The organism is Neptunitalea lumnitzerae, from assembly GCF_027924185.1.
In the GTDB taxonomy this organism is placed as follows: domain Bacteria; phylum Bacteroidota; class Bacteroidia; order Flavobacteriales; family Flavobacteriaceae; genus Neptunitalea; species Neptunitalea lumnitzerae.
The window spans coordinates 958,602-983,641 of the sequence record NZ_BRVO01000001.1; the positions used below are offsets into that span (position 1 = coordinate 958,602).

The window sequence follows — 25,040 nt, forward strand, 5'->3', positions numbered from 1 at the left end:
TTCCTCCTTAGCTCAGTTGGTTAGAGCATCTGACTGTTAATCAGAGGGTCCTTGGTTCGAGCCCAAGAGGGGGAGCTTTAAAAAGCAAAAGCAGTAGCATGAAAATGTTGCTGCTTTTTTGTTTTAACTACAATGTATACGTTGATTTAGGTTAGCTACTTCGAGTACTTTACCCTAAAGATAGTTACTCCCTAAAAATGTTAAACTTTATTTTAAGAGATTATTGTTGCTTATCTATTGGGAGAAATACTAAAAAAATGTATATTTGCCACCGCTAAAAAGGCAAAGTAAATTCCTCCTTAGCTCAGTTGGTTAGAGCATCTGACTGTTAATCAGAGGGTCCTTGGTTCGAGCCCAAGAGGGGGAGCTTCAAAAAATAAAAGCAGTAACATGAAAATGTTACTGCTTTTTTGTTTACTCAAGAATCAAGATTAAGAGTTTTGTGTGTGTCTAGAAAGATTACTCTATCTTTTTGTATTCTAGAGAGCCTGTATGCAGTGTATTGTTTTCTACATTAAAATTTCTTTTAAGTACTCCTGTTGAGCTAGTGAAGCCTCCAGATGGGTTATTATATATCTTACCTTTTAATGTACCCCATGTAAAATAATAACATCTATCTTCTTTGGTAATTGTAATATTGGGCCAATTCTTAGTACTCTTATAAGTACCAATTAACCTGTCGTTTTCTTTGTTGTCTTTAGCAAGATCACTTTGTGATGGGTATGCAATATTGTTTTCTTTTGTGTAGCTTTTATTAAAATCTACTACTTCAGTGTTAAAAATACTATCTGCATCTTTTGTGTTTAAAAGATTATAAGCATAATTAGCTATAAGATGAGGTAGTAAATAGGCCCTGTTGTCATTAGAAAAGGCTATGATGCCAATTTTTCTATCTGGCATGAATGAGCTATGAAAGGTAATGCCTCCTAAGTTTCCAAATCGGGTTAGTATCTTCTCGTTTTGATAATTTGCAATATCCCATCCTAAACTGTATCCGGTTCGCTTATAGGTAAAGTAAGTTCTATCTTGTTCCGTGGTGGGTTCATGAAGGTCTTTCCAGTTTTCTTGGGTTAAAAGAAGTGAGTCTTGGCGAATGTTAGCAGACATCCATTTTGCCATATCATTCATGGTAGAGATAATACCTCCAGCTGCATGCATAGTAAAATCGGTTTTGTCAAAACTTTTAAGAATAATGCTGTCGTTGCTACATAATAGGGAAGGTCTAATGGTTTCGAATTTAAAATCGCTAACATTTGCGCTGGTGTTCGACATTTTTAATGGATCGAAAATTTTGGTCTCCATTTGAGATTTCCAGGTTTTGTTTGTGTTATAATCTACCACTAACCCGGCAATAATAGGACCTATGTTGGAGTAACGAAATTTACCAGATGGATCATAGAGAAAATCTGTGTTGAGGTCTGAGATTAACTCTTCATTATTACCACTATATCCTAAGTAAGCAGTTTTCCAGGCCATGGAAGTACTGAAAGTTCCATGTGTATGGTTTAAAAGGTTTTTAAGACTAATAGCCTCTGTATCTATTTCATTCTGATAGGTAAGTTGAGGTAGGTTTTTATGGAGTGATGAGTTGAGATCTAAAGTACCTTCTTCTTCTAGTATTTTTAATAGGGTTCCTGTAAAAGATTTTGTGGATGAAGCTATGTATATAGGCGAATCTAAGTTGAGGTCTGTAGGTGTACCGTTTAATAGCTCTCTGTTGAGTGTAAAGGAATAGGCAATTCCTTGTTCATTTACAATGGCAAATAAGATATCTCCGTGTAAATTTTTGTCTTTATAGATGTTTGATACTTTATCTTCAAATTTCGTTGCAAATTCAGGGTGTTGTTGTTTAAATGTATCTTGAGGAGTGGGTTTATTAGGTGAAGTGCAAGAAGTTATTAAAAAAACTGAAAGGAGTAAAACAAGAGTTGTTTTTTGAATGAATTTCATGATGGGTATTTTGATTATTTTATAGAATAAGGATACTCAAAAGTGGCAGTTGTTACAGTTTTGTAATAAAATGGGGTGTAGAGTATCCTCTAGTCCAAATGTGAAACCTTTACTAGATACGCTTGAGTGTTTAGTAAAGCCGGCGGAAGATATGACCCATTTATTTGTGATACCCAATACAGAAATGGGAGGTTCTAAATGGTTTGATGCAGTAAGTAAGGAAACTTTTGAGAATTAAAGTATACGGTTAGTAATTATTAATGAAAAAAAGGGTAACTAATTAGTTACCCTTTCTGATTTCAAATGAATAAAAAAATTGATGAGAATGAACCCTTTAAAGTTTACTGTTATTTAGATATTTCAATGGTAATTTCATTTCCATTGCGTGTTTTTTTGGTGTGCTGTTCTACCCATTGTTTCATCTTCTTATCGCTAATTTCATCAAATTCTGTTTGCGTTACTTCTTTGCCTTTGGTAGGAGCCTCAATTTCAATATCTTTTTTGTTGCTAAGTGTTACCTTGTTACAAACTAATGTTTTACTACCATCGTGTATTTCTAGTATAAGCCCTGGTAATCCTTGATAATTTTCAGGTCCGTTGCTAATGGCTATTTCCGGAGTATACCAGGCAGTAATAGTTATGGTTTCTGTGGTGTGTTCGGTAAGTTCTTTTGTGTTGCTAAAGTTTATTTTTTGATGCTCCTGTGTATAGGTAGCTGTGGCTTTATAACAGGTATAATTACCTATGGTTTTAGTTTCGGTACCCAATTGCCATTGGCGGGTACTAAGTGTATCTTTAATTAGAAATACTTTTCCCATTAGCTCAGTTTGATTGGCAAAAGAGTGCGTTTGTAGGTTTTTATAGAGGATGTCGCTTCCGCCAGCAGTCATTACAAATACACCTCCGTTTTGGGCTGCTGGGTTAGGTGTATTTAATTTTGCTTCTTGTTTGTAAACAGACTCTTTTGTGTTAAATACAAGGGTATATTCCTTTTGCATTTGGCTTTGAATTTGTGCACGTATTTTATCTTTCATTGCATCATTCATTTGAGCGTTGGATGAAGAGTCTAATTGAAACTGCATTTGTACATGTTCAAAATACGTAGCTTCCCCTTGTTGAGAAAAGCAACACTGCACTAATAACACAAATAATAAGCATATAAATTTCATAATGGTATGTTTTAAGATTGATGATGAAAATTTTTCAAGTAAAGCTTTCATAAGAAACCACCTCGAATGATGATTCAAATATCGTAATTGTAATTTTTGAAATACGTTAATAAGGGTTAACTAGTGTTAAACCAGGGCATGTTTATTTAGTAATATGTAATCCTCCTTTTCCGTCTGAGTAACGTTCGACAAATTCTCTTAGCTTTTGTGTTTTTAAGGCATCAAAGTCGGCTTGGTTGATTTCTTTACCTCTTTTCGGAATTTTAATTTCTATAGTTTCTTTATTTGATAAGGTTATTTTATTACATAGAAAGATCTTGTTATCATCATGAACTTCTAAAATTAAACCAGGTAAACCGCTGTAGTTTTCGGGACCGTTGCTTATGGGTATTTCGGGGGTGTACCAGGCAGTTACTTCAATAGTATCAATATTAGGTTCGTTGTAGGTTCTGCCGGGTATTTTTACTTCGTCTCTGTCTACAGTGTAACTTCTGGTAGCCTTGTAGCAGGTGTAATTACCAATTGTTTTTGTTTCACTATTTAATGTCCATTTTGTAGTGGGTAAGCTATCTTTTATTAAAAAAAGTTTCCCCATAAGGTCTATTTTATACAAATAAGTTTTGGTAGTCATGTTTTTATATAAGACATCACCAGGGTTATATGAAGTAGGGAAACGATTGCTTTTTGCAGGAGTATCTAGCTGAGCATTTTGTTTGTAAACTGATTCTTTGGTGGTAAAAACAAGCGTATATTCTTTTTGGTTCCGCTTCATGGCAGCTTCTAAAATTTTGTTCTGTTCTTGTTTGCTTATTTTATTGTCAGGAGAAAAACTAATACCTGTGCTTATACGCATAAAGTAAGTTGCTTCTCCTTGTTGAGCAAAGCTTAAGCTAAGGGTTATTGTCCAAAGAGTTGCAGCTAATAAATATTTCATAACAAGGTTTGTTTAATTGTTGAGTTAAAATTCGGGTTTAATTGTGTTGGAATAGGTTAACTACTGTTAACGAGTGTTAACCGGTGATTTTATGATTTTAAAAAACTTACTTTTGAGGTATGAATAACCGTAAGTATCAATATATTCTGTATATTATTATTAGTACCATTGTGCTCACTTTGGCAGTACAGATGTATTGGAACTATAAAAGTTACGTACTTAATAAAGAGCAGTTTAAGAAAGATGTTCAGTTGGTGTTAGATAATGCTTTAGAAAAGTATTATGTAGACTTGGCTTCTAATTCTAGTGTAACCTTATTTTCAAAAGCTCAGGTAGCTTCTGAAAAAAGTAACGGACTCCCTACTATAGACAAGTTAGCGGAACGCTTGAATGATAGTATGTTGGTGCAATGGAATAGAGGTGTTAAAAATGATAGCTTTATTCATGTAGGAAAAGATGGGGGGATAACCAATCAAGGTGCCAGAATAGGAAGTTATCTAGAAGATAGTTTGGCTATAACGCCAGATAAAATTAAGAGCATTCATGTGTATAAGAATGACACTGTTGCTAATAATTTGCAACAAAGAGTTACTTCTATATTTATTTCTATTCAGGAAGATGAGATAGATTTTAATCGTTTAGATTCATTGATAACTATAGGGTTACAAGAAAAATCATTTGATTTTCCGTATGCTTTAACACAGTATGAAAACGATTCTTTAGTGAATACTTTTTCTGGAGCAGTGATGCAGCCCACTTTCTTAAAAATGGAATCGGTATCTAATTACTTAAAAGAAGACGAATCATTACAAATACATTTCCCAAACAAAACCAGTATTATTTTAAAATATAGTTTGGTAGGTATCAGTATATCGGTGGTGTTGGCAATTATTATTATAGGATGTTTGGTGTATCTGCTCTACATTATTAAACAACAAAAAGAGTTGTCTGAAATTAAAGATGACTTTTTAGGGAATATAACGCATGAGTTTAAAACCCCTATAGCTACTATTTATGCTGCTCTAGAGGGTATGGATAACTTTAATGCATTAGAAGATAAGGCAAAGGCTAAACGGTACGTACAGCGTTCTAGGCAGCAATTGGATAAGCTTAGTGGTATGGTAGAGAAAATATTAGAGACCGCCAGTTTAGAGAGTTCTCGTATTCATTTAGAAAAAGCACCTGTAGTAGTACAGCAACTTTTAGAAAGTTTAGTGCTAACCTATAAGATGTCGGTAGTAAATAAACGCATTAGGTTAAAAGTAACGGCTACTAAAACTATGGTTAATGCAGATGTATTTCATTTAGAAAATGCATTGAATAATGTATTAGATAATGCTGTTAAGTATGGGGGTGATAATATTGATGTTACTGTGCAGGATGGTGTAGAAGAGGTATTCATAAACATTTCAGATAATGGAGGTTCATTAACCACACAGCAAGCAGAGCGAATATTTGAGAAGTTTTACAGGGTACCAAAAGGAAATGTGCATGATGTTAAAGGGTATGGCATTGGGCTTTATTATACCAAAAATATTATAGAAAAACATGGAGGAACTATACAGGTGTTTGTAGGTTCTGGTAAAACAACTTTCGAAATTAAATTGCCTTATGAGTGAAAAAATAACCATTCTGTTGGCAGAAGATGAAGAGGTGCTGGCAGAGATTGTAAAGGAGAGTTTAGAAACTCGGAATTTTAATGTGATTCACTGTGCTAATGGTAGTGAAGTGCTTTCTGCTTATCAGGAGTATATGCCAGCGTTATTAGTGTTAGATGTAATGATGCCTATTAAGGATGGTTTTACTGTGGCACATGAGATACGAAATATTGATGCTGAAATACCTATTATATTTTTAACGGCCAAATCACAAATTAAAGATGTGGTAAAAGGGTTTAATGTTGGTGGAAATGATTACCTAAAGAAACCTTTTAGTATGGAAGAACTTATTGTGAGAATACACAATTTGTTGCGTTACAATATAAAAGAAGAAAAGGAATCTACGGGGATTGTTATAGGAGATTATATTTTAGATGTAGATAAGCAAACATTACAGTATAAGGAAGAGGGAGGTGTAGTGTTAACGCATAAAGAAGCGCAACTTTTATTTCATTTAGCTAGTGTGAAAAACCAGTTGTTAGAGCGAACGTATATTTTGAACGAGCTTTGGGACACGGATGATTTTTTTACTGCTAGGAGTATGGATGTTTACATTACCAAATTGCGCAAAAAGCTAAAGAAAGATGAACGTGTTAGTATTATTAATGTGAGGGGCTTAGGGTATAAACTTATTTGTTAAGTGTAAAATAATTGATTTTCAATATTTTAAGATGATTCTTGAAGGAATATTGAAACTTATAAACATTCATTTATATTTTTTTAACTTTTGTTTGAAAATTTGTTGTATTTCCTGAATTTTGCGCCTTAACAAGACAACGTCATGAAAATAGGAATTCCAAAGGAAATTAAAAACAACGAGAACCGAGTAGGTATGACACCTGCTGGGGTTTTTGAACTCATTAAAAACAATCATACGGTATATGTACAGTCAACCGCGGGCGAAGGCAGCGGTTTTTTTGATGCTGATTATGAAAATGTAGGAGCTACCATTTTGCCTACTATTCAAGATGTGTATGCACAGAGCGATATGATTGTAAAGGTAAAAGAGCCTATTGAAGAAGAGTATCCGCTTGTAAAAGAAAATCAGGTGGTGTTTACCTATTTTCACTTTGCATCTAGCGAAGCTTTAACACTGGCTATGCTTAAGAGTAATGCAGTATGTATAGCTTACGAAACCGTAGAGGATGATGAAGGTACACTACCGCTTTTAACGCCAATGTCTGAGGTGGCTGGTAGAATGGCTATACAGCAAGGAGCAAAGTATTTAGAAAAACCAATTAAGGGTAAAGGAATTCTTTTAGGAGGTGTACCAGGAGTGCCTCCAGGAAAAGTACTAATTTTAGGTGCTGGAGTAGTAGGTATTCAAGCGGCTAAAATGGCAGCAGGTTTAGGTGCGCACGTAACTATTTTAGATGTGAACATGAAACGTTTACGTTACGTAAACGACATTATGCCTAACCACGTAGTAACAGAATTTTCTAGTGAGTTTAATATTCGTAAGCATATTAAAACACATGATTTGGTAATTGGAGGGGTATTATTAAAAGGTGCTAAGGCGCCAAAGCTTATTACCAGAGATATGTTGAAAGAAATGCATCCTGGAGCTGTAATAGTTGACGTGGCAGTAGACCAAGGTGGTTGTATAGAAACCACTAAAGCAACTACCCATGAAGACCCTACTTTTATTATAGATGATGTAGTACACTATTGTGTGGCTAATATGCCAGGTGCGGTGCCTTATACTTCTACCGTAGCTTTAACCAATGTAACCTTACCTTATATTTTAAAACTTGCCAACAAAGGTTGGGAGGTTGCTTGTAAAGAAGATGAAGGTTTAGAAAAAGGATTGAACATAGTACACGGTAAATGTGTATATGATGAAATAGCAGAGGCATTTGGCTGGAATGTTACTTGTTAACATTTTTTAACTGTCAAATTTGCCGTTTTCATATTTGGCTTGTTTTTTGATTTCTTCCAAATGATTTATCTTTTAGAAAATTAGGAAGAAGATGATTAATCTCGCTTAGGCGAGTCAAAAAACAAGCTAGAATATGGGAATTTACGGATATTACATTTTAATAGGAATCATTGCCTTAGTAAGTATGGCAGTGAGCTCTAAGTTAAAAAGCAAATTTAATTATTACAGTCAGGTTCGGTTAAGAAACGGAATGAGCGGTGCTGAAATTGCACAGAAAATGCTGGCAGATCATGGTATTTTTGATGTTAAAGTAATCAGTACACCAGGTATGCTTACCGACCATTACAACCCGGCTAATAAGACTGTGAATCTTTCAGAGTCTGTTTATAATCAGCGTAACGCGGCAGCCGCAGCAGTAGCCGCTCATGAATGCGGACACGCAGTGCAACACGCAAAAGCTTATCAATGGTTAGGATTACGATCTAAATTGGTGCCTTTGGTTAGTGTAACTTCAGGAATGTCTCAATGGATGGTTATTGGTGGTTTAATATTAGGGGCTGCTGCACATATAGGTTTTGGGTTTTATATTGCCGTAGCAGGACTTATTTTTATGGCATTGGCAACTGTTTTTAGTTTTGTTACCTTGCCTGTAGAGTATGATGCCAGTAACAGAGCGTTGGCTTGGTTAAAAAATAAGAACATGGTTACGCAGCAAGAATATGAGGGCGCAGAAGATTCTTTAAAATGGGCTGCAAGAACCTACTTAGTTGCTGCTATTGGTTCGTTAGCACAGTTACTGTACTGGGCGTTACAAGTTTTTGGAGGACGAAGAGATTAAATAATAGAGTATATAGTTTTAAAGTGACCTAATGGTCACTTTTTTGTTTCTATAGCTAAAACAGCTTGTTAAGAAACGTTTAGTTTGTGTATTTTTACCTTATGATTTTAGTTACTGGTGCAACAGGAATGGTAGGTGCTCATTTAGTACTGAGTTTGCTTAAAGAAGGGAAAGCTGTTAGAGCTTTGTATCGTTCTGAGGAACGACGTATGGAATTGGCTGAAAGTAGCTTGTTTAAGTCGTGTCCTGAGCATTTTGATGCCATAGAATGGGTGTGTGCAGATGTTAGAGATGTGCCAGCACTAGCAGAAGCCTTTGTAAATGTAAAAGAGGTGTACCATTGTGCTGGGTATATATCTTTTAACCCAAAAGATTACAGACAATTAAGAACCGTTAATATTGAAGGAACGGCTAATGTGGTAAACTTATCTATTTCTGAAGGGGTAGAGAAATTATGTTTTATCAGTTCTATAGCTACCTTAGGTAATCCTAAGAATGGTGTTATTTCAGAAGGTTGTTTTTACAATCAGGAAGAAGACCATAACGTATATGCTATTACCAAATATGGTGCAGAAATGGAAGTTTGGAGAGCTTCTCAAGAAGGGGTAAAGGTGGTTATTGTAAATCCGGGGGTTATTTTTGGTACGGGTGTGCAAAGTAAAAGTATGGATGTTTTTACCCGTGTTATAAAAGGATTGTCATATTATACCGAGGGAGGAAGTGGTTTTGTTGGAGTGGCTGATGTTGTGAAAGCGTGCAGGTTTCTTATGAATGGTAATTATGTGAACCAGCGTTATGTGTTGGTATCTGAAAATTTACCCTATAAAACAATGCTAACTTGGGTGGCAACTGCATTGGCAGTGTCGACGCCTTCAAAAAAAATAACTAAAGGAACACTGAAGTTAATACAGTTTTTAGATGCTATTAAAGGTGTATTTACCTTTGGTAACAGGCATTTTACAAAGTTTACGGTAGCCTCATTAGATGAAGTGACTAACTATTCAAACGAGAAAATAAAGGAAACAGGTTTTCAGTTTCAACCAATGAAAGAAGTTATAGAAACCTGTGCTGTAGCTTATAAATAGGTTCTTATTTTTTCTCGTTTTTGTCTGTCTTTATATTTTGTTTTCTTCTAGCTAAATCTATTGAATCTTTTACAATATCAAGTTGCTTTTCAATTCGGAATTTAACGCGTTCGTACATTTTTCCGTATTCTTCAGGGTTTTTAGAAGCGTAGTAAACACTGCTGTTGGCAAACTGAAGACTATCTATTTTATATTTTTCAAAAAGATATTGCTGTGCGTCTATGTTATTTTTCTCTAACACATCGCTCTCTACTGCTTTTAAGGCATTTAACATGCTTAAATCATAGATGATTTTTTCCATGGTATTAGCAGGAATCAAATCATCTGGCTCATCTACAAGGTTTTGCTTACAACTCACAAAACCTATCCCGCAACATACTAAAAGCAATAAAATCTTTTTCATTATCTATTAAAAGTTAAGCGTTTTGCATTTTTAGTCTCAGAAATCGTACCATTTTCATATGCTAAGTGACCATTCACAAAAGTATGGGTTACTGCAGAGGAGAATTCAGTACCTTCAAACGGAGACCATTTACAAGCGTATTCAATATTATCAGTACTAACTGTCCATGGAGCTTTAGGGTCGATTAAAACCAAATCGGCATAATATCCTTCTCTAATATATCCTCGTTCTTTTATATCAAATAAAATAGCTGGGTTGTGACACATCTTCTGGACCATTTTTTCAATAGGAAGTTTACCATTATTTACGGCTTCCATCCATGCAACTAGTGCATGTTGTACCAGTGGTCCGCCAGAAGGGGCGCTTGTATAAACCTGCTTTTTCTCTTCCAAAGTGTGAGGGGCATGGTCTGTTGCTATAATGTCTACACGGTCATCTAGCAATGCTTTCCATAAACCATCTTTATCTTTTTGTGTTTTTACTGCGGGGTTCCATTTGATAAAAGTTCCCTTAGTATCATAATCTGCATCGGTAAACCATAAGTGGTGTAAACAAACTTCAGCTGTAATTTTCTTTTCAGCTAGTGGAATATCGTTTCTAAACAAGTTTGTTTCTTTCTCTGTAGAAACGTGAAAAACATGTAGTCTAGCACCTGTTTTTTCTGCTAAGGCAATAGCTTTAGAAGAAGATAAATAGCATGCTTCTTCACTTCTAATAATTGGGTGATATTTTATAGGAATATCATCACCAAATTTTTCTTTATATAGGGCAAGGTTTCTTCTAATGGTACCTTCATCTTCACAATGTGCAGCAATCACCATGTCGGTATTAGAAAAAATGGTTTCAATTACTTGCTCATTATCTACCAACATATTTCCTGTAGAAGAGCCTAAAAATAGTTTTACTCCTGCACAAGAGGTTTTGTCTAGCCTTTTTAATTCTTCAAGGTTATCATTAGTACCACCAAAAAAGAAAGAATAGTTAGCGTAAGAACTTGCCTTGGCAATAGAAAACTTACCTTCTAATTTTTCTATGGTAGTGGTTTGTGGGTTGGTATTAGGTTGCTCCATAAATGTAGTAATACCACCTGCAACAGCAGCTCTACTTTCAGAGGCAATGTTACCTTTATGTGTTAAGCCTGGCTCTCTAAAGTGTACCTGATCATCAATAACACCTGGAATCAAATAGTGTCCGTTGGCATCAATTACCGCTGCTGAGCTGTCGGTAATATCTGTTGCAATTTTTTCTATTCGTTCGTTGTTAATTAAAACATCGGTAGTTTTTACAATTCCCTCATTTACCATTCGGGCATTTTTAATCAGATACTTCATTTTTGAAAAAGACTTTTAATTTTCATTGAAATTACGCCAAACACAGCTTCATAAATAATAGAACCTGTCATTTTTGAAATTCCTTTTACTCTGTCTGTAAAAATAACAGGAATTTCTATGATAGTAAACTTTTTAAGGTATGCTTTAAATTTCATTTCTATCTGAAATGCATATCCTACAAAGTGAATTTTAGATAAATCTATGCTTTCTAGTACTTTACGTTGGTAACAGATAAATCCTGCTGTGGAATCGTTTACACTCATTCCTGTAATTAATTTCACATACTTAGAAGCTCCGTATGACAGTAAAATACGATTTAAAGGCCAATTGACTACTGTAATACCTTTTACATATCTAGAGCCAATAGCTACATCTGCCCCTTTGTTTTTGCAAGCCTCTAGTAATAACTCTAAATCATCTGGTTTATGAGAAAAATCGGCATCCATTTCAAAAATGTACTCATAGTGTCTTTCTAATGCCCAATGAAACCCGTGAATGTATGCAGTTCCGAGTCCCGATTTTTTAGTTCTTACCTCCAAATGAATCCTATTTGGATATTCCTTAGCTGTTTTTAAAACTAATTCGGCGGTACCGTCAGGTGAGTTATCGTCTACCACTAATACATCAAATAAAGAGGGTTGCAACATAACTGCTTTTAATATAGCCTCTATGTTTTCCTTCTCGTTGTATGTTGGTATTATTACAAGGCTTTGTGCCATGGCGTAAAAATTTTAGCAAAAATAAACTTTTCTTAAAATTTGTTAGGGAGCAAGCTTTCTTTATCTTTTATTTAACAGAAAAATGTAATTTTAGCGTTTTTAAAAAGAGTTGGAGGCAATAGAGAAAACCATAGTGAATAATGATGTAATTACGTACACCTTTTTAGGGGTAATAGTGATTATGTGGTTTGTAAGAGCTAGATATACTAGAAGTTTGGCTGAGTTTTTACAATTGCCTTTTAGTAATAAATACTTTTCTTCTGCATTAAAAGAGAAAAATCCAGAACGTTCATTTACTATTATAATGCTTAGTGTACAAATAGTAAGTGTTAGTATTTTACTTTGGTATTTGTTAAAACACCAGTATTTCAGTTTTTACTATTTACAAGAAGTAAACTTTTTTATAGTACTTGGGTTGGTAGCGCTATTTGTTATATTTAAAATGTTACTGCAAATGCTGGTTTCTGTTATTTTAGGTATTAATAAGCTGTTTTATCAGTATTTATACACTAAAATTAGCTATTTAAACTATAGTTCTTTGTTTTTGTTAATTGGGTTGGCATTCACTATTTATAATAAAAAAGTATCAATAATTATATTGTTGGTGTCTATTTTTGTGTTTCTCATAGTTAACATATTTGGTTTTTTAATGATGTTGAAAAATTATCAAAAATTAATCCTCAATCGTTTCTTTTATATTATTTTGTATCTTTGCGCTTTCGAAATAGCACCTATTTTAATTTTAGGGGCTTATATAACAATTTATTAGCGACAATAAATAAAGGTATAGATGAAAGTGAAAACAATTTTGGTTTCTCAGCCGGAACCTAAAGTAGAGCACTCACCATATTCTCAATTAGAAGAGAAGCAAAAAGTAAAAATTGATTTCAGACCTTTTATTCACGTCGAAGGAGTAGACGCCAAAGACGTAAGACATCAGAAAATTGATTTGGCTAACTTTACTGCTATAATACTTACCAGTAGAAATTCTGTAGATCACTTTTTTAGAGTTGCAGAAGAAATGAGATTCAAGGTGCCTGATAGCATGAAGTATTTTTGTCAATCGGAAGCAGTGGCTTATTATTTACAAAAATACGTGGTGTACCGTAAGAGAAAAATTTATGTAGGGAAAAGAAACTTTACAGAATTAGCTCCATTAATTAAAAAGTATAAAGACGAGAAGTTTTTATTACCTTCTTCAGACATACTTAAGTCTGATGTTCCTGATACGTTAGATAGTTTAAAGGTAAACTGGACACGCGGAGTTTTTTATAAAACTGTGGTAAGTGACTTATCTGACTTAAAAGATGTGTATTATGATATACTTGCATTTTTTAGTCCATCAGGTATTGAATCTTTATTTAAGAATTTCCCTGATTTTCAGCAAAACAATACACGTATAGCGGTATTTGGTAATACTACACAAAAAGCTGCCGAAGAAGCAGGTTTGCGTATAGATATTTTAGCACCAACACCAGATACACCATCTATGACAATGGCTTTAGAGAAGTATATTGTTGAGGTGAACGGTAAAAAATAATTTTATATAGGTATTCAAAAGGGCTAACGAAAGCCCTTTTGAATTAACCTTACTAACTAACTACGGTAAATAAAACTAAAATTATCTTGGTGCTCCTGCTAATATTTCGTTATTAGCATAGTCTTCAAATTTCTTGAAATTTTCTTTAAAGGCATCAGCCAATTGATGTGCCTTCTTGTAATACCCTTCATCATTGTTCCAGGTTTGTCTTGGGCTTAATACCTCGTCTGGTACATTAGGACAAGAATTAGGTAGTGCTACCCCAAATACAGAATGTATACGGTAATCTCTATCGTTAATATCTCCTAAGTCTCCATTCATTGCCGCAGTGATCATGGCACGGGTATATTTAAGTTTCATACGGTGTCCTACTCCGTAAGGTCCACCTGTCCAACCTGTGTTTACTAGCCAAACATTAACGCCTGTTTCTTTCATTTTAGCAATTAACATTTCTGCGTATACGGTTGGGTGTAAGGGCATAAATGGTGCTCCAAAACAAGCAGAAAAGCTTGGTACAGGTTCATTAATACCTTCTTCTGTTCCTGCAACTTTAGCAGTGTACCCAGATATAAAGTGGTATGCTGCCTGTCCTGGTGTTAGTTTAGAAATAGGAGGTAACACACCAAAAGCATCTGCTGTTAAGAAAAAGATGTTCTTTGGGTTTTCTCCAATAGAAGGAATTTGAATATTTTCAATATGTTCAATTGGGTAGCTTACACGTGTGTTTTGTGTAATAGAAGTATCTTCAAAATCTACGGAACCGTCAGATTTTAAAATTACATTCTCTAGGATAGCGCCTTTTTTTATAGCGTGGAATATTTCGGGCTCTTTTTCTTCCGATAGGTCAATTACCTTAGCGTAACAGCCACCTTCAAAATTAAACACGGTATTTTCTGGTGTCCAACCATGCTCATCATCTCCAATAAGTTTTCTGTCTGGGTCGGCAGATAGCGTAGTTTTACCTGTACCAGAAAGTCCAAAGAAAATAGCGGTGTCACCTTCTTTACCAACATTAGCACTACAGTGCATAGGGAAGGTTTCTTTTTCTACGGGTAGTATAAAGTTTAAGGCAGAGAAAATACCTTTTTTAATTTCCCCAGTGTACCCCGTGCCACCAATTAATGCAATCTTTTTAGTAAAGTTAAGAATAGCAAAATTATGTTGTCTAGTACCATCTACGGCTGGGTCTGCTTTAAATTCAGGAGCGTTGATTACAGTCCAATCTGCCTCAAAACTTTCAAGCTCTTCATTGGTAGGTCTTAAAAACATATTATAAGCAAACATATTACTCCAAGGGTAATCTGTTATAACTCTAATATTCATTTTGTAACTAGGGTCTGCACAAGCGTAGGCATCTCTAACGTAAACTTCTTTTTCAGAAAGGTATGCGGTTACTTTATCGTATAATTTGTCAAAGGCATCACTTTCAAAAGGAATATTAATGGAACCCCACCATACCTTATCTTTAGTAACATCATCTTTTACAATAAAACGATCTTTAGGTGATCTACCGGTAAATTCTCCAGTGTTAATTGCTAGGGTACCATTGTTTGTTTCTACTCCCAAACCTTTTTCAATGGTAATCGCTTGCAGTTCTTCAGGACTTAATTGATACTGTGCTTTAGCCTTGTTAATTCCTAAATATTCTAAGGAAATAACAGAGGGCATACTGCTTGTGTTTGCCATAATATACTTGTTTGTTGTGTTTATGTTGTTAAACAAATTTAGCAATAAAACATAACTACAACGTTTTAAATTGGCATTTTCCTGCTATTTTGCTATCTATAGTCTTTAAAACTGAGTGCAAATAAGCCCCAACCAACAATCATGGCCACACCACCTAAAGGGGTTATAGGACCTATAAAACTAATATTAAATGGTATAAAGTTTTTAAAAGTTAATAGGTATATAGATCCTGAAAAAAGTAGCACACCTGTAAGCATGAAAATGAAAATTTTCTTCTGTTTGCTTGCAGGTATCTTAGCTAAACCTACAGCTAAAAGTGCTAATGCATGATACATTTGGTAGGTAACTCCGGTTTTAAAACTCTCTACTTGTTCAGGGGTTACTAATTTTTTCAATCCGTGGGCACCAAAAGCACCAAGTACAACAGCGATTAGGCCTAAAAATGCTGCGGTGGCTAATATTTTTCCAGTTTTCATATTTTAGAAATATAACAATTCATTAAATTTAAAGATACTTTTATAACAATTAGTAGCTTACCGTGCTAAGTTACATAAGATTACTTATTTATGATGAGATCAGTTTTAGTTTTTGGAGCGGGCAAATCAACCACGTATTTATTTAAATACCTTGTAGGTAAAGCTTTAGAGGAAGATTTACAGATTTGCATTGCCGATAAAAATTTTGAAAATATTTTACCAGAAATAAAAAGTAGTGAATATGTAGTACTAAAAACACTAGATATTCAAGACGAAGCTAAAGTGGAAGCCTTGGTACAAGAGGCGTCTATAGTTATTTCAATGCTACCCGCTTTTCTTCATATTATAGTAGCCAAATGCTGTTTAGCGTACGGGAAAGATTTAGTAACAGCCTCTTACATAAGTGATGAAATGAAACAACTGGAGGGGAGTGTAAAAGAAAAAGGTTTAACCTTTTTAAATGAGGTTGGTCTAGACCCCGGGATAGACCATATGAGTGCTATGGAGATAGTAGACGATATTCAAAAGCAAGGAGGAGAGGTGCTGTTATTTGAATCTTTTTGTGGTGGTTTATTAGCGCCTGAAAGTGATACCAACCTTTGGAATTATAAATTTACGTGGAACCCTAGAAATGTGGTGTTAGCAGGGCAAGGAGGTGCAGCTAAATTTATACAAGAAGGTACCTATAAGTATATACCTTACCATAAATTATTTAGAAGAACGGAGTTTTTAGAAATTGAAGGCTTTGGTAGTTTTGAGGCTTATGCAAATAGAGATTCTTTAAAATATAGATCGGTTTACGGGTTAGATAATATTTTAACCTTTTACCGAGGTACCATACGTAGAGTTGGTTTTTCAAGGGCTTGGAATTTGTTTGTGCAATTGGGTATGACAGATGATAGTTATACAATAGAAAACTCTGAACATATGAGTTATAGAGATTTTCTTAATTTGTTTTTAGCCTATTCACCTACAGATTCTGTAGAGCTTAAATTAAGACATTATTTAAAGATAGATCAAGACGATGTGGTTTGGCAAAAATTGGTTGAGTTAGATGTGTTTAGTACTTTTAAAAAGATAGGAATTAAAAATGCTACACCTGCCCAAGCATTACAAAGTATCTTACAAGATAGTTGGAAATTAAGTCCGGATGATAAAGATATGATAGTGATGTATCACAAAATAGGCTACGAAATTTACGGAGAACGTAAGCAAATCGATGCCCATATGGTGGTAACGGGTACAGATGCTGCCTATACTGCAATGGCTAAAACGGTTGGGTTACCATTGGGTATTTCTGCTTTGTTGGTGTTAAATAAGAAGATTACAGAAACTGGTGTTTTACTACCTATAAATAGAAATATATACGAGCCTGTTTTAAAAGAATTGAAAGCACAAGGCATTTCATTTACGCATAAAGAGGTGGCTTACATGGGATATAATCCTAACAACGTTTTTGGATAATTATAATTTGTACTAGCCTGAAATGCATTTTATTAGAAAAAGGGTGGCTTAAAATACTATTTTCTTAATTATTCTTAAAGGTGTTTCATTATTAAATTAAATATGTATTTTTGGTTTCAAATGAGAATACAAAATGAAGTCTGAAAAAAATACTGTAACCATTGACGGGATTGATAAAAAGATTCTGAGATATTTAATGGACGATGCTAGAAAGCCTATTTTAGAAATAGCCAGAAAAATTGGTATATCGGGTGCGGCAATACACCAAAGACTTCGAAAGTTAGAGCAAAGTGGCTTGCTAGCCGGTTCTAAGTTTGTTATTAATCCAAGAGTTTTAGGGTATTCTACCATGGCCTTTGTGGGTATTTATTTAGATAAAGCTATGAGAAACCCAGAGGCGGTGAAAGTGCTTAAAGATATTCCAGAGGTTCTAGAATGTCATTATACAACAGGTAATTGGAGTATTCTTATAAAACTACTATGCAAAGATAATGAGCACCTAATGAATGTGCTTAATCATAAAATACAAAGTATAGACGGAGTTTCGCGTACAGAAACTTTTATTTCCTTAAATCAGCAAATAGATAGGCAAATAGGTATTTAATCACTTGAAAGAACACGCCAAATCCATTATATTTGCTGCTTCTTAAACACAGTATAATGGCTAAAAATTTTGTTGAAGAACTTACATGGCGCGGAATGATTCATGATGCCATGCCGGGTACCGAAGAACATTTAATGGAGGGTATGAGAGCTGCTTACGTTGGTATAGACCCAACAGCTGACTCTTTACATATAGGACACCTAGTAGGGGTTATGATGTTAAAACATTTTCAGGAGTGTGGACACAAACCGTATGCTTTGGTGGGTGGTGCTACCGGTATGATTGGTGATCCATCTGGGAAATCTAACGAACGTAATTTGTTAGACGAAGAAACACTACGTCATAATCAGGATGCAATTAGAGAGCAACTTTCAAGATTTTTAGATTTTGATTCGGACGCACCAAATGCTGCTAAGCTGGTAAATAATTATGACTGGATGAAGAACTTCTCATTCTTGTCTTTTATTAGAGATGTAGGGAAGCATATTACCGTAAACTATATGATGTCTAAAGATTCTGTAAAAAAACGTTTGTCTTCTGAATCTGCAGAAGGGATGAGTTTTACAGAGTTTACCTACCAGTTAGTACAAGGGTACGACTTTTTACATTTGTACAGAGATGCTGATTGTACTTTACAAATGGGAGGTAGTGACCAATGGGGTAATATTACTACCGGTACCGAGCTTATTAGAAGAATTGGTGGTGGTAAGGCATATGCAATGACCTGCCCATTAATTACCAAAGCAGATGGTACTAAATTTGGTAAAACTGCAGGAGGTAATATTTGGTTAGATGCAGAGCGTACTTCACCTTATAAATTTTATCAATATTGGTTAAATACATCTGATGAAGATGCTGAGAAGTATATTAAAATTTTCACTTTCTTAGGGAAGGAAGAAATTGAAGCTTTAATAGCTGAACATAAAGAAGCGCCGCATATGCGTGCTTTACAGAAAAAATTAGCAGAAGAGGTAACTACTATGGTACACTCTGCTGATGAGTTAAGTAAGGCTCAAAAAGCATCTGATATTTTATTTGGTAAATCTACTTCTGAAGATTTAAAAGGGTTAGATGAAAAAACCTTTTTAGATGTTTTTGAAGGAGTACCACAAGCCGAGGTTGACATGGCTGATATTGAAGCTGGATTGGATATGATTGGTGCCTTAGCAGCTAAAACTGGCTTTTTAGATAGTAACGGAGCTGCAAGACGTGAGTTGAAGCAGAACGCTATTTCTGTAAATAAAGAGAAAGTAAAAGAAGAATATACCATTACAAAAGAAGATCTTATTAATAATAAGTTTGTGCTTTTGCAACGTGGTAAGAAAAACTATTATGTGTTAGTGGTAAAATAAGTTCGCTAACTTATAGCTGTTTTAGAATAAGTTTGTAAAGCATTTAATTCTTTTATAGCGTAAAATAAATAGCAGAGTCTTGTGTTTATACGCAAGACTTTGTTGTTTTATAAAACCATTAGATTACAACCTCTGATATCTGAATTATCAAAACGGCCAATTACTTCAAAAGAACCATTAGGGTATACTTTTCCTAAGTCTTGTGTGGCTATAAAAGAGCACGAATTAATATTGGCAAGGTCTATTACGTTAATACCTCCGTTTTTCCCATTCGGTAATATAGTTAAAGCGTCTTCAGTATCTCGGGTTAAAATTTTCATCCAGGGAGGGCATTCAAATATACCATCTCCTTTAGAGTAGCCTTGAGCAAGTAATTCTGTCATACCATATTCTGAGTGGATGTGCTTTACGCCAAATCCGTTGCTTAGTACTTCATGTAGCTCTTTTCTAATCATTTCTTTGCGTTTTCCTTTCATGCCTCCGGTTTCCATGATAATGGTATTTTTCAATTCAAAATCATAGCTTTCAATAAGGTCTAGTAATGCAAAGGAAACTCCTATTAGTAACACTTTTTGCCCGCTGTTGTCTAAAGCAATTAGCTTGTCTTTAAGTTCTTTTAAATTATGTAAATAAAAGCCGCTATTAGGGTTGTTACTTTGTTTTATAAGATCATCTACCATGTAGATAAGAGAAGAGCCTGTACGCTCTAAATATGACGGTAATAAGGCAAGTACGGCGTACTCTTCAATGGCACCATAGAAGTAATGAAACCCTTTTCTAAAACTTTCTTCGTAAACGCTTACATCAGTAACCATGTGTTTGCTAGTAGTACTGCCTGTAGTTCCGCTACTGGTAAATGTTATCTCTACTGGGTTTATGGAGGCTAATACCGCATGCGATTTAAAAAATTGGATAGGTAAAAAAGGTATTTTTTCTACACTATCAATACTTACAGGGTTGGTGTTTAAAAGATTACAAAACAACCTATATACTTTGTTGTGTGTATACTGGTGGTTAAAAACCTTTAGTGCAGCAACTTTAAAATCAGTTTCATTTTTTATATCAAATATAAAATCGGTATTCATGTATTGTCAACTTAGAAAAATCAAAATTACATAAAATAAAAAAGCTCTCTGTAATAGAGAGCTTTTTTGTTATAAGGTAGGGTGACTTACTTAATAACTAATTTTTGAGTAGTAGAAGCAGCACCTTGAGTAATCTGTAAAATGTAAACACCTCTTTGTAAAGCAGAAACATTAACAGTATTGTTAGTAACTGTTTTGTTTACAACTTGTTTTCCTAAAAGGTCATAAATTTGAACATTCATATCTGTTGCAACAGTACTAGAAATGTGTAAAGTACCGTTAGTAACAGGGTTAGGATATACTTTAAAAGTTACATTGTTGAATGTATCATTAGCTAACATAAAGTCAGATAAGCTACGAGCATAAACTTGAGGAGATCCATTATATTCTGAAACTAAAACTTGTAAGTTATTAGCAGTGTAAGGAATTACTTCACCAATATAATCAGCTTCAGAGAAGTTAGTTCTGAAAGTAATAGCAGATCCATCATTAATAGTATAGTTGCTAGAAGAAGCAAATGTAGCAGATCCGTCAGCATCAGTAAAAGTCACATTACTAATAGAAACTAGCATAGACTCGTACATATCCCAATCAGTTAATAATGTAGCAATATCTATAGAGGTAGGAGTTATAGGAGTTCCTGCAGTTGTGCTAGGATCTTCAGTAGGGATAAGTTCTAATACTCCGTTATAGTCTAAAAGTGTACCTGTTAAATCTGAAACTACATCACCTTCAATCATTGTAGAAAGTACAGAACTACCAGCATCCCAAATTAAAATACCACCAGTAGTATCTTCAAGGTATATTTGAGTACCAGCCGAAATAACTCTACTATAAGTAACAACAGGAGTACTTTGTAATTCGTAAATAGTAGTAGTACTGTTGTCATTTGCAAAAGCAGCTTTTAAAGCAGCAATGTCAGCTATTTGAGTAGCACCAGTTGTAACAGTGAAACTAACAGAAGCAGTAACAGCAGGGCTTAATGGGTTATGGTTATTATCTACTAATTCCATATCAACTGTATGAGAACCATCCGTTAATCCTGTAAGCGCAATAGAGTTTAAATCGTACTGCATAACAGTAGCGCCACCGTCTATTGTGTAGTGAATGTGTCCGTCGCCAGATCCGTTAGCTACAGCAAAGTTAGCTACTGTAAATTCGATAGTAACGTCACCAGAAGTTATTAAATCTCCGTCAGTAGGGTTTGTTATAGCTAAAGATGGAGTAGACTGTGCTATTACAGTGTAATTGTCAACAATAATGTTAGAGCTAGTTGTAAAAGTATCAGTGTCGTAAAATCTAAGACCTACTTCAATTGATGCATCAGCCGTAGCTGTAAATTCATGGGTAATGGTTTGCCAAGTACCTACTAAAGCAGGGTCTGAGTAAGAATAATAACCATCAACATAAAGTCTTGCTCTAGAATCTGCGTCTACTTGATAAATATCAACAGATACTACATAAGTAGTACCAGCTACAATGTCAACTGTTTGTCTAAAGTCGGTATTACCTTGCGTAGCTGTAGTAACTTCAAAGTTAGCAGCATAAGTACCCTGACTTACAGTACTAGTTTCTTGAGTGATTGTTGTACCAGACTCAGATGTCCAAGTGTCTAGAACTCCACCTGTCCAACTTTCGAAATCGCCATTAACAGCAATATCCTGAGCGAAAGAAACAGTAGTTACTAATAATAATAAAAATAATGAGTAGATTTTTTTCATAGTATAATGAAATTTTAAAAATTTTTGTATTCAAAAGTACTAAAATGTAACATGATACCTTTTATATGCCGTGCGTTTTAACGATTTGATAACAATATTTGTAGGTTTCAACTTATCTGCTTTCAAATTGTTATTCAGATAGGCGAGTTTTGCAAGTTTAATTTAATGTTGTCTTTCTAAAAAGAAATAGTTAACCCAAGTTAAATTTTAATATTATATTTACTTTTGGTCAACTTTTATAATAGAAAGAGCAACATTATGAAAAAAAAGGACGTTAAAATCTTATTAGTTGATGATGAACCGGATATTTTAGAAATCGTAGGTTACAATCTATCTCTTGAAGGATATCAAATAAGTACAGCAGCAAATGGTATTGAAGCGGTATCAAAAGCAAAAAAAGAAAAACCACATTTAGTGATAATGGATGTGATGATGCCTGAGATGGATGGAATTGAAGCTTGTGAGCAAATTAGAAAGATCCCGGATTTAGCAGATACTATAATTACCTTTTTAACGGCTAGAGGTGAAGATTATTCTCAAATGGCTGGTTTTGATGCTGGTGCAGATGATTATATTACAAAGCCTATTAAACCAAAAGTGTTAGTTAGTAAAGTAAAAGCACTTTTAAGAAGATTAAAAGATAGTAATGAAGATGTGACTGACGATATTGTAAAAGTTGGTGATATTGTAATTAACAGGGTAGAGTATAAAATTATTCAAAAAGGGAATGAAATTATACTGCCTAGAAAAGAGTTTGAATTACTTTCTTTATTAGCTTCTAGACCTGGTAAAGTATTTAAAAGAGAGGAAATACTAGATAAGGTGTGGGGTAATGAAGTTATTGTTGGTGGTAGAACTATTGATGTTCATATTAGAAAGCTTCGTGAAAAAATTGGAGACGATCATTTTAAAACCATCAAAGGAGTAGGATATAAATTTGTATTGTAATTTATTGAATGAGTAAAAAGCTTAAGACGTCTTATAAGTTTGCATTAAAATCTTCTTTGTTTATAACCCTTTGTTCTTCTGCATTGCTATCTATTATGGTATTATATATAGAAGACTTTGCTTGGTGGCTTATAGTGCCGTATGCTATAGCTATTTTTGCATTTTCATTTTTGGTAATTCAATATAGAGCAGAACGCTTTATTTACAGAAGAGTGAAAAAGGTGTACGACGATGTTTCTTTGTTAGAATCTACTAGTTTTAACGAGCATCCTATTACTACCGATATGTCTACACTTACCAAGGAAATTGAAAAATTTGCAAAGGATAAGAAGTTAGAGATTGAAACCTTGAAGGTACGAGAAGAATACCGTAAAGAGTTTATGGGAAACGTTTCACATGAGCTTAAAACACCCCTATTTACAATTCAAGGGTATTTACTAACGCTCTTAGATGGGGCTATGGAAGATAAGAATATTAGGAAAAAATATTTGCAACGTGCCGCTAAGGGGGTAGATAGGCTTATTTATATAGTAAAGGACTTAGATATGATTTCTAAGTTAGAAGTAGGAAATCTTATTCTTGAAGAAGAGACTTTTGATATTGTAGAGTTAATTCAAGGGGTTTTTGAGATGTATGAAATGAAAGCAGCTAAGAAGAACATTATGCTTACGTTTGATATACCTTATGAACCTATTTATGTGTACGCAGATAAAGAGCGCATACAACAATGTGTTGCTAATTTGGTAGTGAATAGTATTAAGTATGGTAAAACTGATGGTACTACTGAAATTAGTATAGAGAATTTAGTAAAGAATAAAATAATAATTAGGGTTACCGATAATGGTGAAGGAATTGAAGCTCCTAACCTAAGACGCCTCTTTGAGCGTTTTTATAGAGTAGATAAGTCGGGTAACCGTAAAGAAGGTGGTTCTGGTTTAGGACTTTCTATTGTGAAACACATTATAGAAGCACATAAAGAAAAAATTTATGTGGAGAGTGTGTTTGGGGTTGGTTCTGAATTTTCGTTTACCCTTGAAAAATCTACCAAAGAGGCAATGGAAGCTAATGCGGTAGATGATGAGGATGACTATATCTAAGAAATTATTTACTTGTTGATTCTCTTATGATTAAATCTGTATTTAGAGTAATGGTTTTACAGACCCGTTTTCCTGCATTTCTCATGGATTCCATTTCTTCTTTTAATAGTAAAAATGCTTGTGCTCCCATTTTAAAACCGGGTTGGTCTATAGTGCTTAGTTTAGGAGAGATAACGCTAGACATAAACCAATTACTAAAACCTATTACAGCAACCTGATTAGGTATTTTAATTTGCTGATCATTTAAATAAGTAAGTGCACCAACGGCAACTAAATCGGTAATTGCAAAAATACCATCTACATCAGGGTGATCATTCATTAATTGTTTAGTGAAATCATAGCCTTCTTCATAGCAAACCCGCTTACAAGGATATACTAAAGAGGAGTCAAAAGGTATGTTATGATGGTCTAAAGCAGTTTTATATCCTAAAAATCGGTCGATAGAATTTTGTGGGTTTAAGGGGCCTCTAATATGTGCAATCTTTTTACAGCCTATATTAATTAAATGGTTAACGGCATCAAATGCAGCTTTCTTATCATCAATAATAACCTTAGAACAGTCTATTAGTTTCGAAATCTTATCGATAAGGACCAAAGGAATGTTTCGGTCGATAATTTTTTTTAAGTAGTCTTCGTCGTTAGACTGGTTAGATAACGACATAATAATACCATCTACACGTTTACTTATTAAAAGCTCTACTTGCTTTTTCTCCATTTCTTTATTCTCATTAGACTGAAGAATAATTACAAAGTAGTTTTGTCTTTCTGCTTCTTCTATAACCCCGTTAATAATACTAGAAAAAAAATGATGTACCACCTCGGGAATAATAATGCCAATAGTTTTAGATTGCTTAGTTCTAAAATTTACAGCTATTGAGTTAGGAGTATAATTTAACTCCTCTGCTATATCTAACACTTTTTGGCGGGTAACAGGACTTACATCTGAATAGCCTTTGAGTGCTTTAGATACAGTAGTTACAGAAATGTTTAGTTTTTCTGCAATAGACTTTAATGTGGGTACTTTAGATTCTTTCATTTCTATAAATATAGCATAAATGTAATAGAGAAAAAATTATTTCGAAATCGTTTTCGGTGATTTCG

Annotated in this window: 24 protein-coding genes and 2 tRNA genes; 15 read left to right on the top strand and 11 right to left on the bottom strand. The window is 34.3% G+C overall.

All coding sequences use genetic code 11. The annotated features are described in order from the left end of the window. The first annotated feature begins 1 nt into the window (after position 1). Both Y10_RS04255 and Y10_RS04260 read left to right on the top strand, forming a co-directional pair. A tRNA-Asn gene (locus Y10_RS04255) sits at positions 2-75 on the top strand. A 218-nt stretch (positions 76-293) separates the two neighbouring features. Beyond that, positions 294-367, top strand: a tRNA-Asn gene (locus Y10_RS04260). A 92-nt stretch (positions 368-459) separates the two neighbouring features. Here Y10_RS04260 and Y10_RS04265 read toward each other — a convergent pair. Further along, the gene (locus Y10_RS04265) at positions 460-1,950 is read right to left on the bottom strand and encodes a serine hydrolase domain-containing protein (RefSeq protein WP_281764124.1); all 1,491 of its coding nucleotides are present in this window, start codon (positions 1,948-1,950) and stop codon (positions 460-462) included. A 100-nt stretch (positions 1,951-2,050) separates the two neighbouring features. Between Y10_RS04265 and Y10_RS04270 the strand changes: the two genes are divergently transcribed. Next, positions 2,051-2,188 (top strand): hypothetical protein, encoded by a 138-nt coding sequence (locus Y10_RS04270; protein WP_281764125.1) that lies wholly within the window; start codon positions 2,051-2,053, stop codon positions 2,186-2,188. Between the two features lie 109 nt (positions 2,189-2,297). Here Y10_RS04270 and Y10_RS04275 read toward each other — a convergent pair whose 3' ends face one another. Further along, a complete protein-coding gene (locus Y10_RS04275) occupies positions 2,298-3,119 on the bottom strand; it encodes a GLPGLI family protein (protein WP_281764126.1) in 822 nt (273 codons plus the stop codon). Between the two features lie 142 nt (positions 3,120-3,261). Continuing rightward, positions 3,262-4,053 (bottom strand): GLPGLI family protein, encoded by a 792-nt coding sequence (locus Y10_RS04280; RefSeq protein ID WP_281764127.1) that lies wholly within the window; start codon positions 4,051-4,053, stop codon positions 3,262-3,264. Positions 4,054-4,172: 119 nt separating this feature from the next. Between Y10_RS04280 and Y10_RS04285 the strand changes: the two genes are divergently transcribed. The 5 genes from Y10_RS04285 to Y10_RS04305 all read left to right on the top strand — a co-directional run bounded on the left by Y10_RS04285 (position 4,173) and on the right by Y10_RS04305 (position 9,513). Then, entirely contained in the window at positions 4,173-5,672 is a 1,500-nt protein-coding gene (locus Y10_RS04285; RefSeq protein WP_281764128.1) for a sensor histidine kinase, read from the top strand. Continuing rightward, a complete protein-coding gene (locus Y10_RS04290; RefSeq protein WP_281764129.1) occupies positions 5,665-6,351 on the top strand; it encodes a response regulator transcription factor in 687 nt (228 codons plus the stop codon). The genes Y10_RS04285 and Y10_RS04290 overlap by 8 nt, the downstream gene beginning before the upstream one ends. Before the next feature lie 141 nt (positions 6,352-6,492). Further along, on the top strand, positions 6,493-7,590 hold the full coding sequence (ald, locus tag Y10_RS04295; protein ID WP_281764130.1) for an alanine dehydrogenase: 1,098 nt from the start codon (positions 6,493-6,495) through the stop codon (positions 7,588-7,590). Between the two features lie 139 nt (positions 7,591-7,729). After that, the gene (locus Y10_RS04300) at positions 7,730-8,428 is read left to right on the top strand and encodes a zinc metallopeptidase (RefSeq protein ID WP_281764766.1); all 699 of its coding nucleotides are present in this window, start codon (positions 7,730-7,732) and stop codon (positions 8,426-8,428) included. A 101-nt stretch (positions 8,429-8,529) separates the two neighbouring features. Next, positions 8,530-9,513 carry an NAD-dependent epimerase/dehydratase family protein gene (locus Y10_RS04305; RefSeq protein ID WP_281764131.1) on the top strand — a complete coding sequence of 328 codons (984 nt, stop codon included), beginning with the start codon at positions 8,530-8,532 and terminating at the stop codon, positions 9,511-9,513. Between the two features lie 4 nt (positions 9,514-9,517). On the opposite strand, the gene Y10_RS04310 is transcribed toward Y10_RS04305, so the two are convergent. Genes Y10_RS04310 through Y10_RS04320 form a run of 3 tightly spaced genes read right to left on the bottom strand, consistent with a single transcriptional unit; the run spans position 9,518 to position 11,966 of the window. Further along, entirely contained in the window at positions 9,518-9,916 is a 399-nt protein-coding gene (locus Y10_RS04310; RefSeq protein ID WP_281764132.1) for a DUF4296 domain-containing protein, read from the bottom strand. Beyond that, positions 9,916-11,247, bottom strand: coding sequence for a dihydroorotase (locus tag Y10_RS04315; protein ID WP_281764133.1), 1,332 nt, complete (start codon positions 11,245-11,247; stop codon positions 9,916-9,918). Before Y10_RS04315 ends, Y10_RS04310 begins: the two co-directional genes overlap by 1 nt. Then, the gene (locus Y10_RS04320) at positions 11,244-11,966 is read right to left on the bottom strand and encodes a polyprenol monophosphomannose synthase (RefSeq protein ID WP_281764134.1); all 723 of its coding nucleotides are present in this window, start codon (positions 11,964-11,966) and stop codon (positions 11,244-11,246) included. Before Y10_RS04320 ends, Y10_RS04315 begins: the two co-directional genes overlap by 4 nt. 109 nt (positions 11,967-12,075) lie before the next feature. On the opposite strand from Y10_RS04320, the gene Y10_RS04325 reads away from it, so the two are divergent. Beyond that, positions 12,076-12,735 (top strand): DUF4271 domain-containing protein, encoded by a 660-nt coding sequence (locus Y10_RS04325; RefSeq protein WP_281764135.1) that lies wholly within the window; start codon positions 12,076-12,078, stop codon positions 12,733-12,735. A gap of 21 nt (positions 12,736-12,756) precedes the next feature. Further along, a complete protein-coding gene (locus Y10_RS04330; protein ID WP_281764136.1) occupies positions 12,757-13,506 on the top strand; it encodes a uroporphyrinogen-III synthase in 750 nt (249 codons plus the stop codon). Positions 13,507-13,587: 81 nt separating this feature from the next. On the opposite strand, the gene pckA is transcribed toward Y10_RS04330, so the two are convergent. Beyond that, the gene (gene pckA / locus Y10_RS04335; RefSeq protein WP_281764137.1) at positions 13,588-15,192 is read right to left on the bottom strand and encodes a phosphoenolpyruvate carboxykinase (ATP); all 1,605 of its coding nucleotides are present in this window, start codon (positions 15,190-15,192) and stop codon (positions 13,588-13,590) included. A gap of 92 nt (positions 15,193-15,284) precedes the next feature. Then, complete coding sequence (locus tag Y10_RS04340; protein WP_281764138.1) at positions 15,285-15,668, bottom strand: DUF423 domain-containing protein; 384 nt, start codon at positions 15,666-15,668, stop codon at positions 15,285-15,287. Positions 15,669-15,761: 93 nt separating this feature from the next. Between Y10_RS04340 and Y10_RS04345 the strand changes: the two genes are divergently transcribed. The 3 genes from Y10_RS04345 to tyrS all read left to right on the top strand — a co-directional run bounded on the left by Y10_RS04345 (position 15,762) and on the right by tyrS (position 19,088). Beyond that, positions 15,762-17,132: a saccharopine dehydrogenase family protein gene (locus tag Y10_RS04345; RefSeq protein WP_281764767.1), complete on the top strand. Its 1,371-nt coding sequence runs from the start codon at positions 15,762-15,764 to the stop codon at positions 17,130-17,132. A 133-nt stretch (positions 17,133-17,265) separates the two neighbouring features. Then, the gene (locus tag Y10_RS04350) at positions 17,266-17,736 is read left to right on the top strand and encodes an Lrp/AsnC ligand binding domain-containing protein (RefSeq protein ID WP_281764139.1); all 471 of its coding nucleotides are present in this window, start codon (positions 17,266-17,268) and stop codon (positions 17,734-17,736) included. Positions 17,737-17,792: 56 nt separating this feature from the next. Then, the gene (tyrS, locus tag Y10_RS04355) at positions 17,793-19,088 is read left to right on the top strand and encodes a tyrosine--tRNA ligase (protein ID WP_281764140.1); all 1,296 of its coding nucleotides are present in this window, start codon (positions 17,793-17,795) and stop codon (positions 19,086-19,088) included. A gap of 107 nt (positions 19,089-19,195) precedes the next feature. Here the strand turns inward: tyrS and Y10_RS04360 are convergent, their stop codons facing one another. Both Y10_RS04360 and Y10_RS04365 read right to left on the bottom strand, forming a co-directional pair. After that, positions 19,196-20,173 (bottom strand): LuxE/PaaK family acyltransferase, encoded by a 978-nt coding sequence (locus tag Y10_RS04360; protein ID WP_281764141.1) that lies wholly within the window; start codon positions 20,171-20,173, stop codon positions 19,196-19,198. 86 nt (positions 20,174-20,259) lie between these two features. Continuing rightward, positions 20,260-21,894 carry a T9SS type A sorting domain-containing protein gene (locus Y10_RS04365; RefSeq protein WP_281764142.1) on the bottom strand — a complete coding sequence of 545 codons (1,635 nt, stop codon included), beginning with the start codon at positions 21,892-21,894 and terminating at the stop codon, positions 20,260-20,262. A 258-nt stretch (positions 21,895-22,152) separates the two neighbouring features. Here Y10_RS04365 and Y10_RS04370 point away from each other — a divergent pair, with 258 nt between their 5' ends. Both Y10_RS04370 and Y10_RS04375 read left to right on the top strand, forming a co-directional pair. Further along, positions 22,153-22,842, top strand: coding sequence for a response regulator transcription factor (locus tag Y10_RS04370; RefSeq protein ID WP_281764143.1), 690 nt, complete (start codon positions 22,153-22,155; stop codon positions 22,840-22,842). Positions 22,843-22,850: 8 nt separating this feature from the next. Next, positions 22,851-23,939, top strand: a complete 1,089-nt coding sequence (locus Y10_RS04375) for a sensor histidine kinase (RefSeq protein WP_281764144.1) — start codon at positions 22,851-22,853, stop codon at positions 23,937-23,939. Between the two features lie 4 nt (positions 23,940-23,943). On the opposite strand, the gene Y10_RS04380 is transcribed toward Y10_RS04375, so the two are convergent. Next, the gene (locus Y10_RS04380) at positions 23,944-24,975 is read right to left on the bottom strand and encodes a LacI family DNA-binding transcriptional regulator (RefSeq protein WP_281764145.1); all 1,032 of its coding nucleotides are present in this window, start codon (positions 24,973-24,975) and stop codon (positions 23,944-23,946) included. Positions 24,976-25,040: the final 65 nt, after the last annotated feature.

Bases quoted from the DNA above. Each gene is read 5' to 3' on its own strand.
- Y10_RS04350 (WP_281764139.1), top strand. From the start codon at position 17,266: ATGAAGTCTGAAAAAAATACTGTAACCATTGACGGGATTGATAAAAAG.
- Y10_RS04375 (WP_281764144.1), top strand. From the start codon at position 22,851: ATGAGTAAAAAGCTTAAGACGTCTTATAAGTTTGCATTAAAATCTTCT.
- Y10_RS04305 (WP_281764131.1), top strand. From the start codon at position 8,530: ATGATTTTAGTTACTGGTGCAACAGGAATGGTAGGTGCTCATTTAGTA.
- Y10_RS04330 (WP_281764136.1), top strand. From the start codon at position 12,757: ATGAAAGTGAAAACAATTTTGGTTTCTCAGCCGGAACCTAAAGTAGAG.
- Y10_RS04365 (WP_281764142.1), bottom strand. From the start codon at position 21,894: ATGAAAAAAATCTACTCATTATTTTTATTATTATTAGTAACTACTGTT.
- Y10_RS04345 (WP_281764767.1), top strand. From the start codon at position 15,762: ATGAGATCAGTTTTAGTTTTTGGAGCGGGCAAATCAACCACGTATTTA.
- pckA (WP_281764137.1), bottom strand. From the start codon at position 15,192: ATGGCAAACACAAGCAGTATGCCCTCTGTTATTTCCTTAGAATATTTA.
- Y10_RS04380 (WP_281764145.1), bottom strand. From the start codon at position 24,975: ATGAAAGAATCTAAAGTACCCACATTAAAGTCTATTGCAGAAAAACTA.
- Y10_RS04340 (WP_281764138.1), bottom strand. From the start codon at position 15,668: ATGAAAACTGGAAAAATATTAGCCACCGCAGCATTTTTAGGCCTAATC.
- Y10_RS04370 (WP_281764143.1), top strand. From the start codon at position 22,153: ATGAAAAAAAAGGACGTTAAAATCTTATTAGTTGATGATGAACCGGAT.
- tyrS (WP_281764140.1), top strand. From the start codon at position 17,793: ATGGCTAAAAATTTTGTTGAAGAACTTACATGGCGCGGAATGATTCAT.
- Y10_RS04360 (WP_281764141.1), bottom strand. From the start codon at position 20,173: ATGAATACCGATTTTATATTTGATATAAAAAATGAAACTGATTTTAAA.
- Y10_RS04265 (WP_281764124.1), bottom strand. From the start codon at position 1,950: ATGAAATTCATTCAAAAAACAACTCTTGTTTTACTCCTTTCAGTTTTT.
- Y10_RS04280 (WP_281764127.1), bottom strand. From the start codon at position 4,053: ATGAAATATTTATTAGCTGCAACTCTTTGGACAATAACCCTTAGCTTA.
- Y10_RS04320 (WP_281764134.1), bottom strand. From the start codon at position 11,966: ATGGCACAAAGCCTTGTAATAATACCAACATACAACGAGAAGGAAAAC.
- ald (WP_281764130.1), top strand. From the start codon at position 6,493: ATGAAAATAGGAATTCCAAAGGAAATTAAAAACAACGAGAACCGAGTA.
- Y10_RS04315 (WP_281764133.1), bottom strand. From the start codon at position 11,247: ATGAAGTATCTGATTAAAAATGCCCGAATGGTAAATGAGGGAATTGTA.
- Y10_RS04310 (WP_281764132.1), bottom strand. From the start codon at position 9,916: ATGAAAAAGATTTTATTGCTTTTAGTATGTTGCGGGATAGGTTTTGTG.
- Y10_RS04275 (WP_281764126.1), bottom strand. From the start codon at position 3,119: ATGAAATTTATATGCTTATTATTTGTGTTATTAGTGCAGTGTTGCTTT.
- Y10_RS04285 (WP_281764128.1), top strand. From the start codon at position 4,173: ATGAATAACCGTAAGTATCAATATATTCTGTATATTATTATTAGTACC.
- Y10_RS04290 (WP_281764129.1), top strand. From the start codon at position 5,665: ATGAGTGAAAAAATAACCATTCTGTTGGCAGAAGATGAAGAGGTGCTG.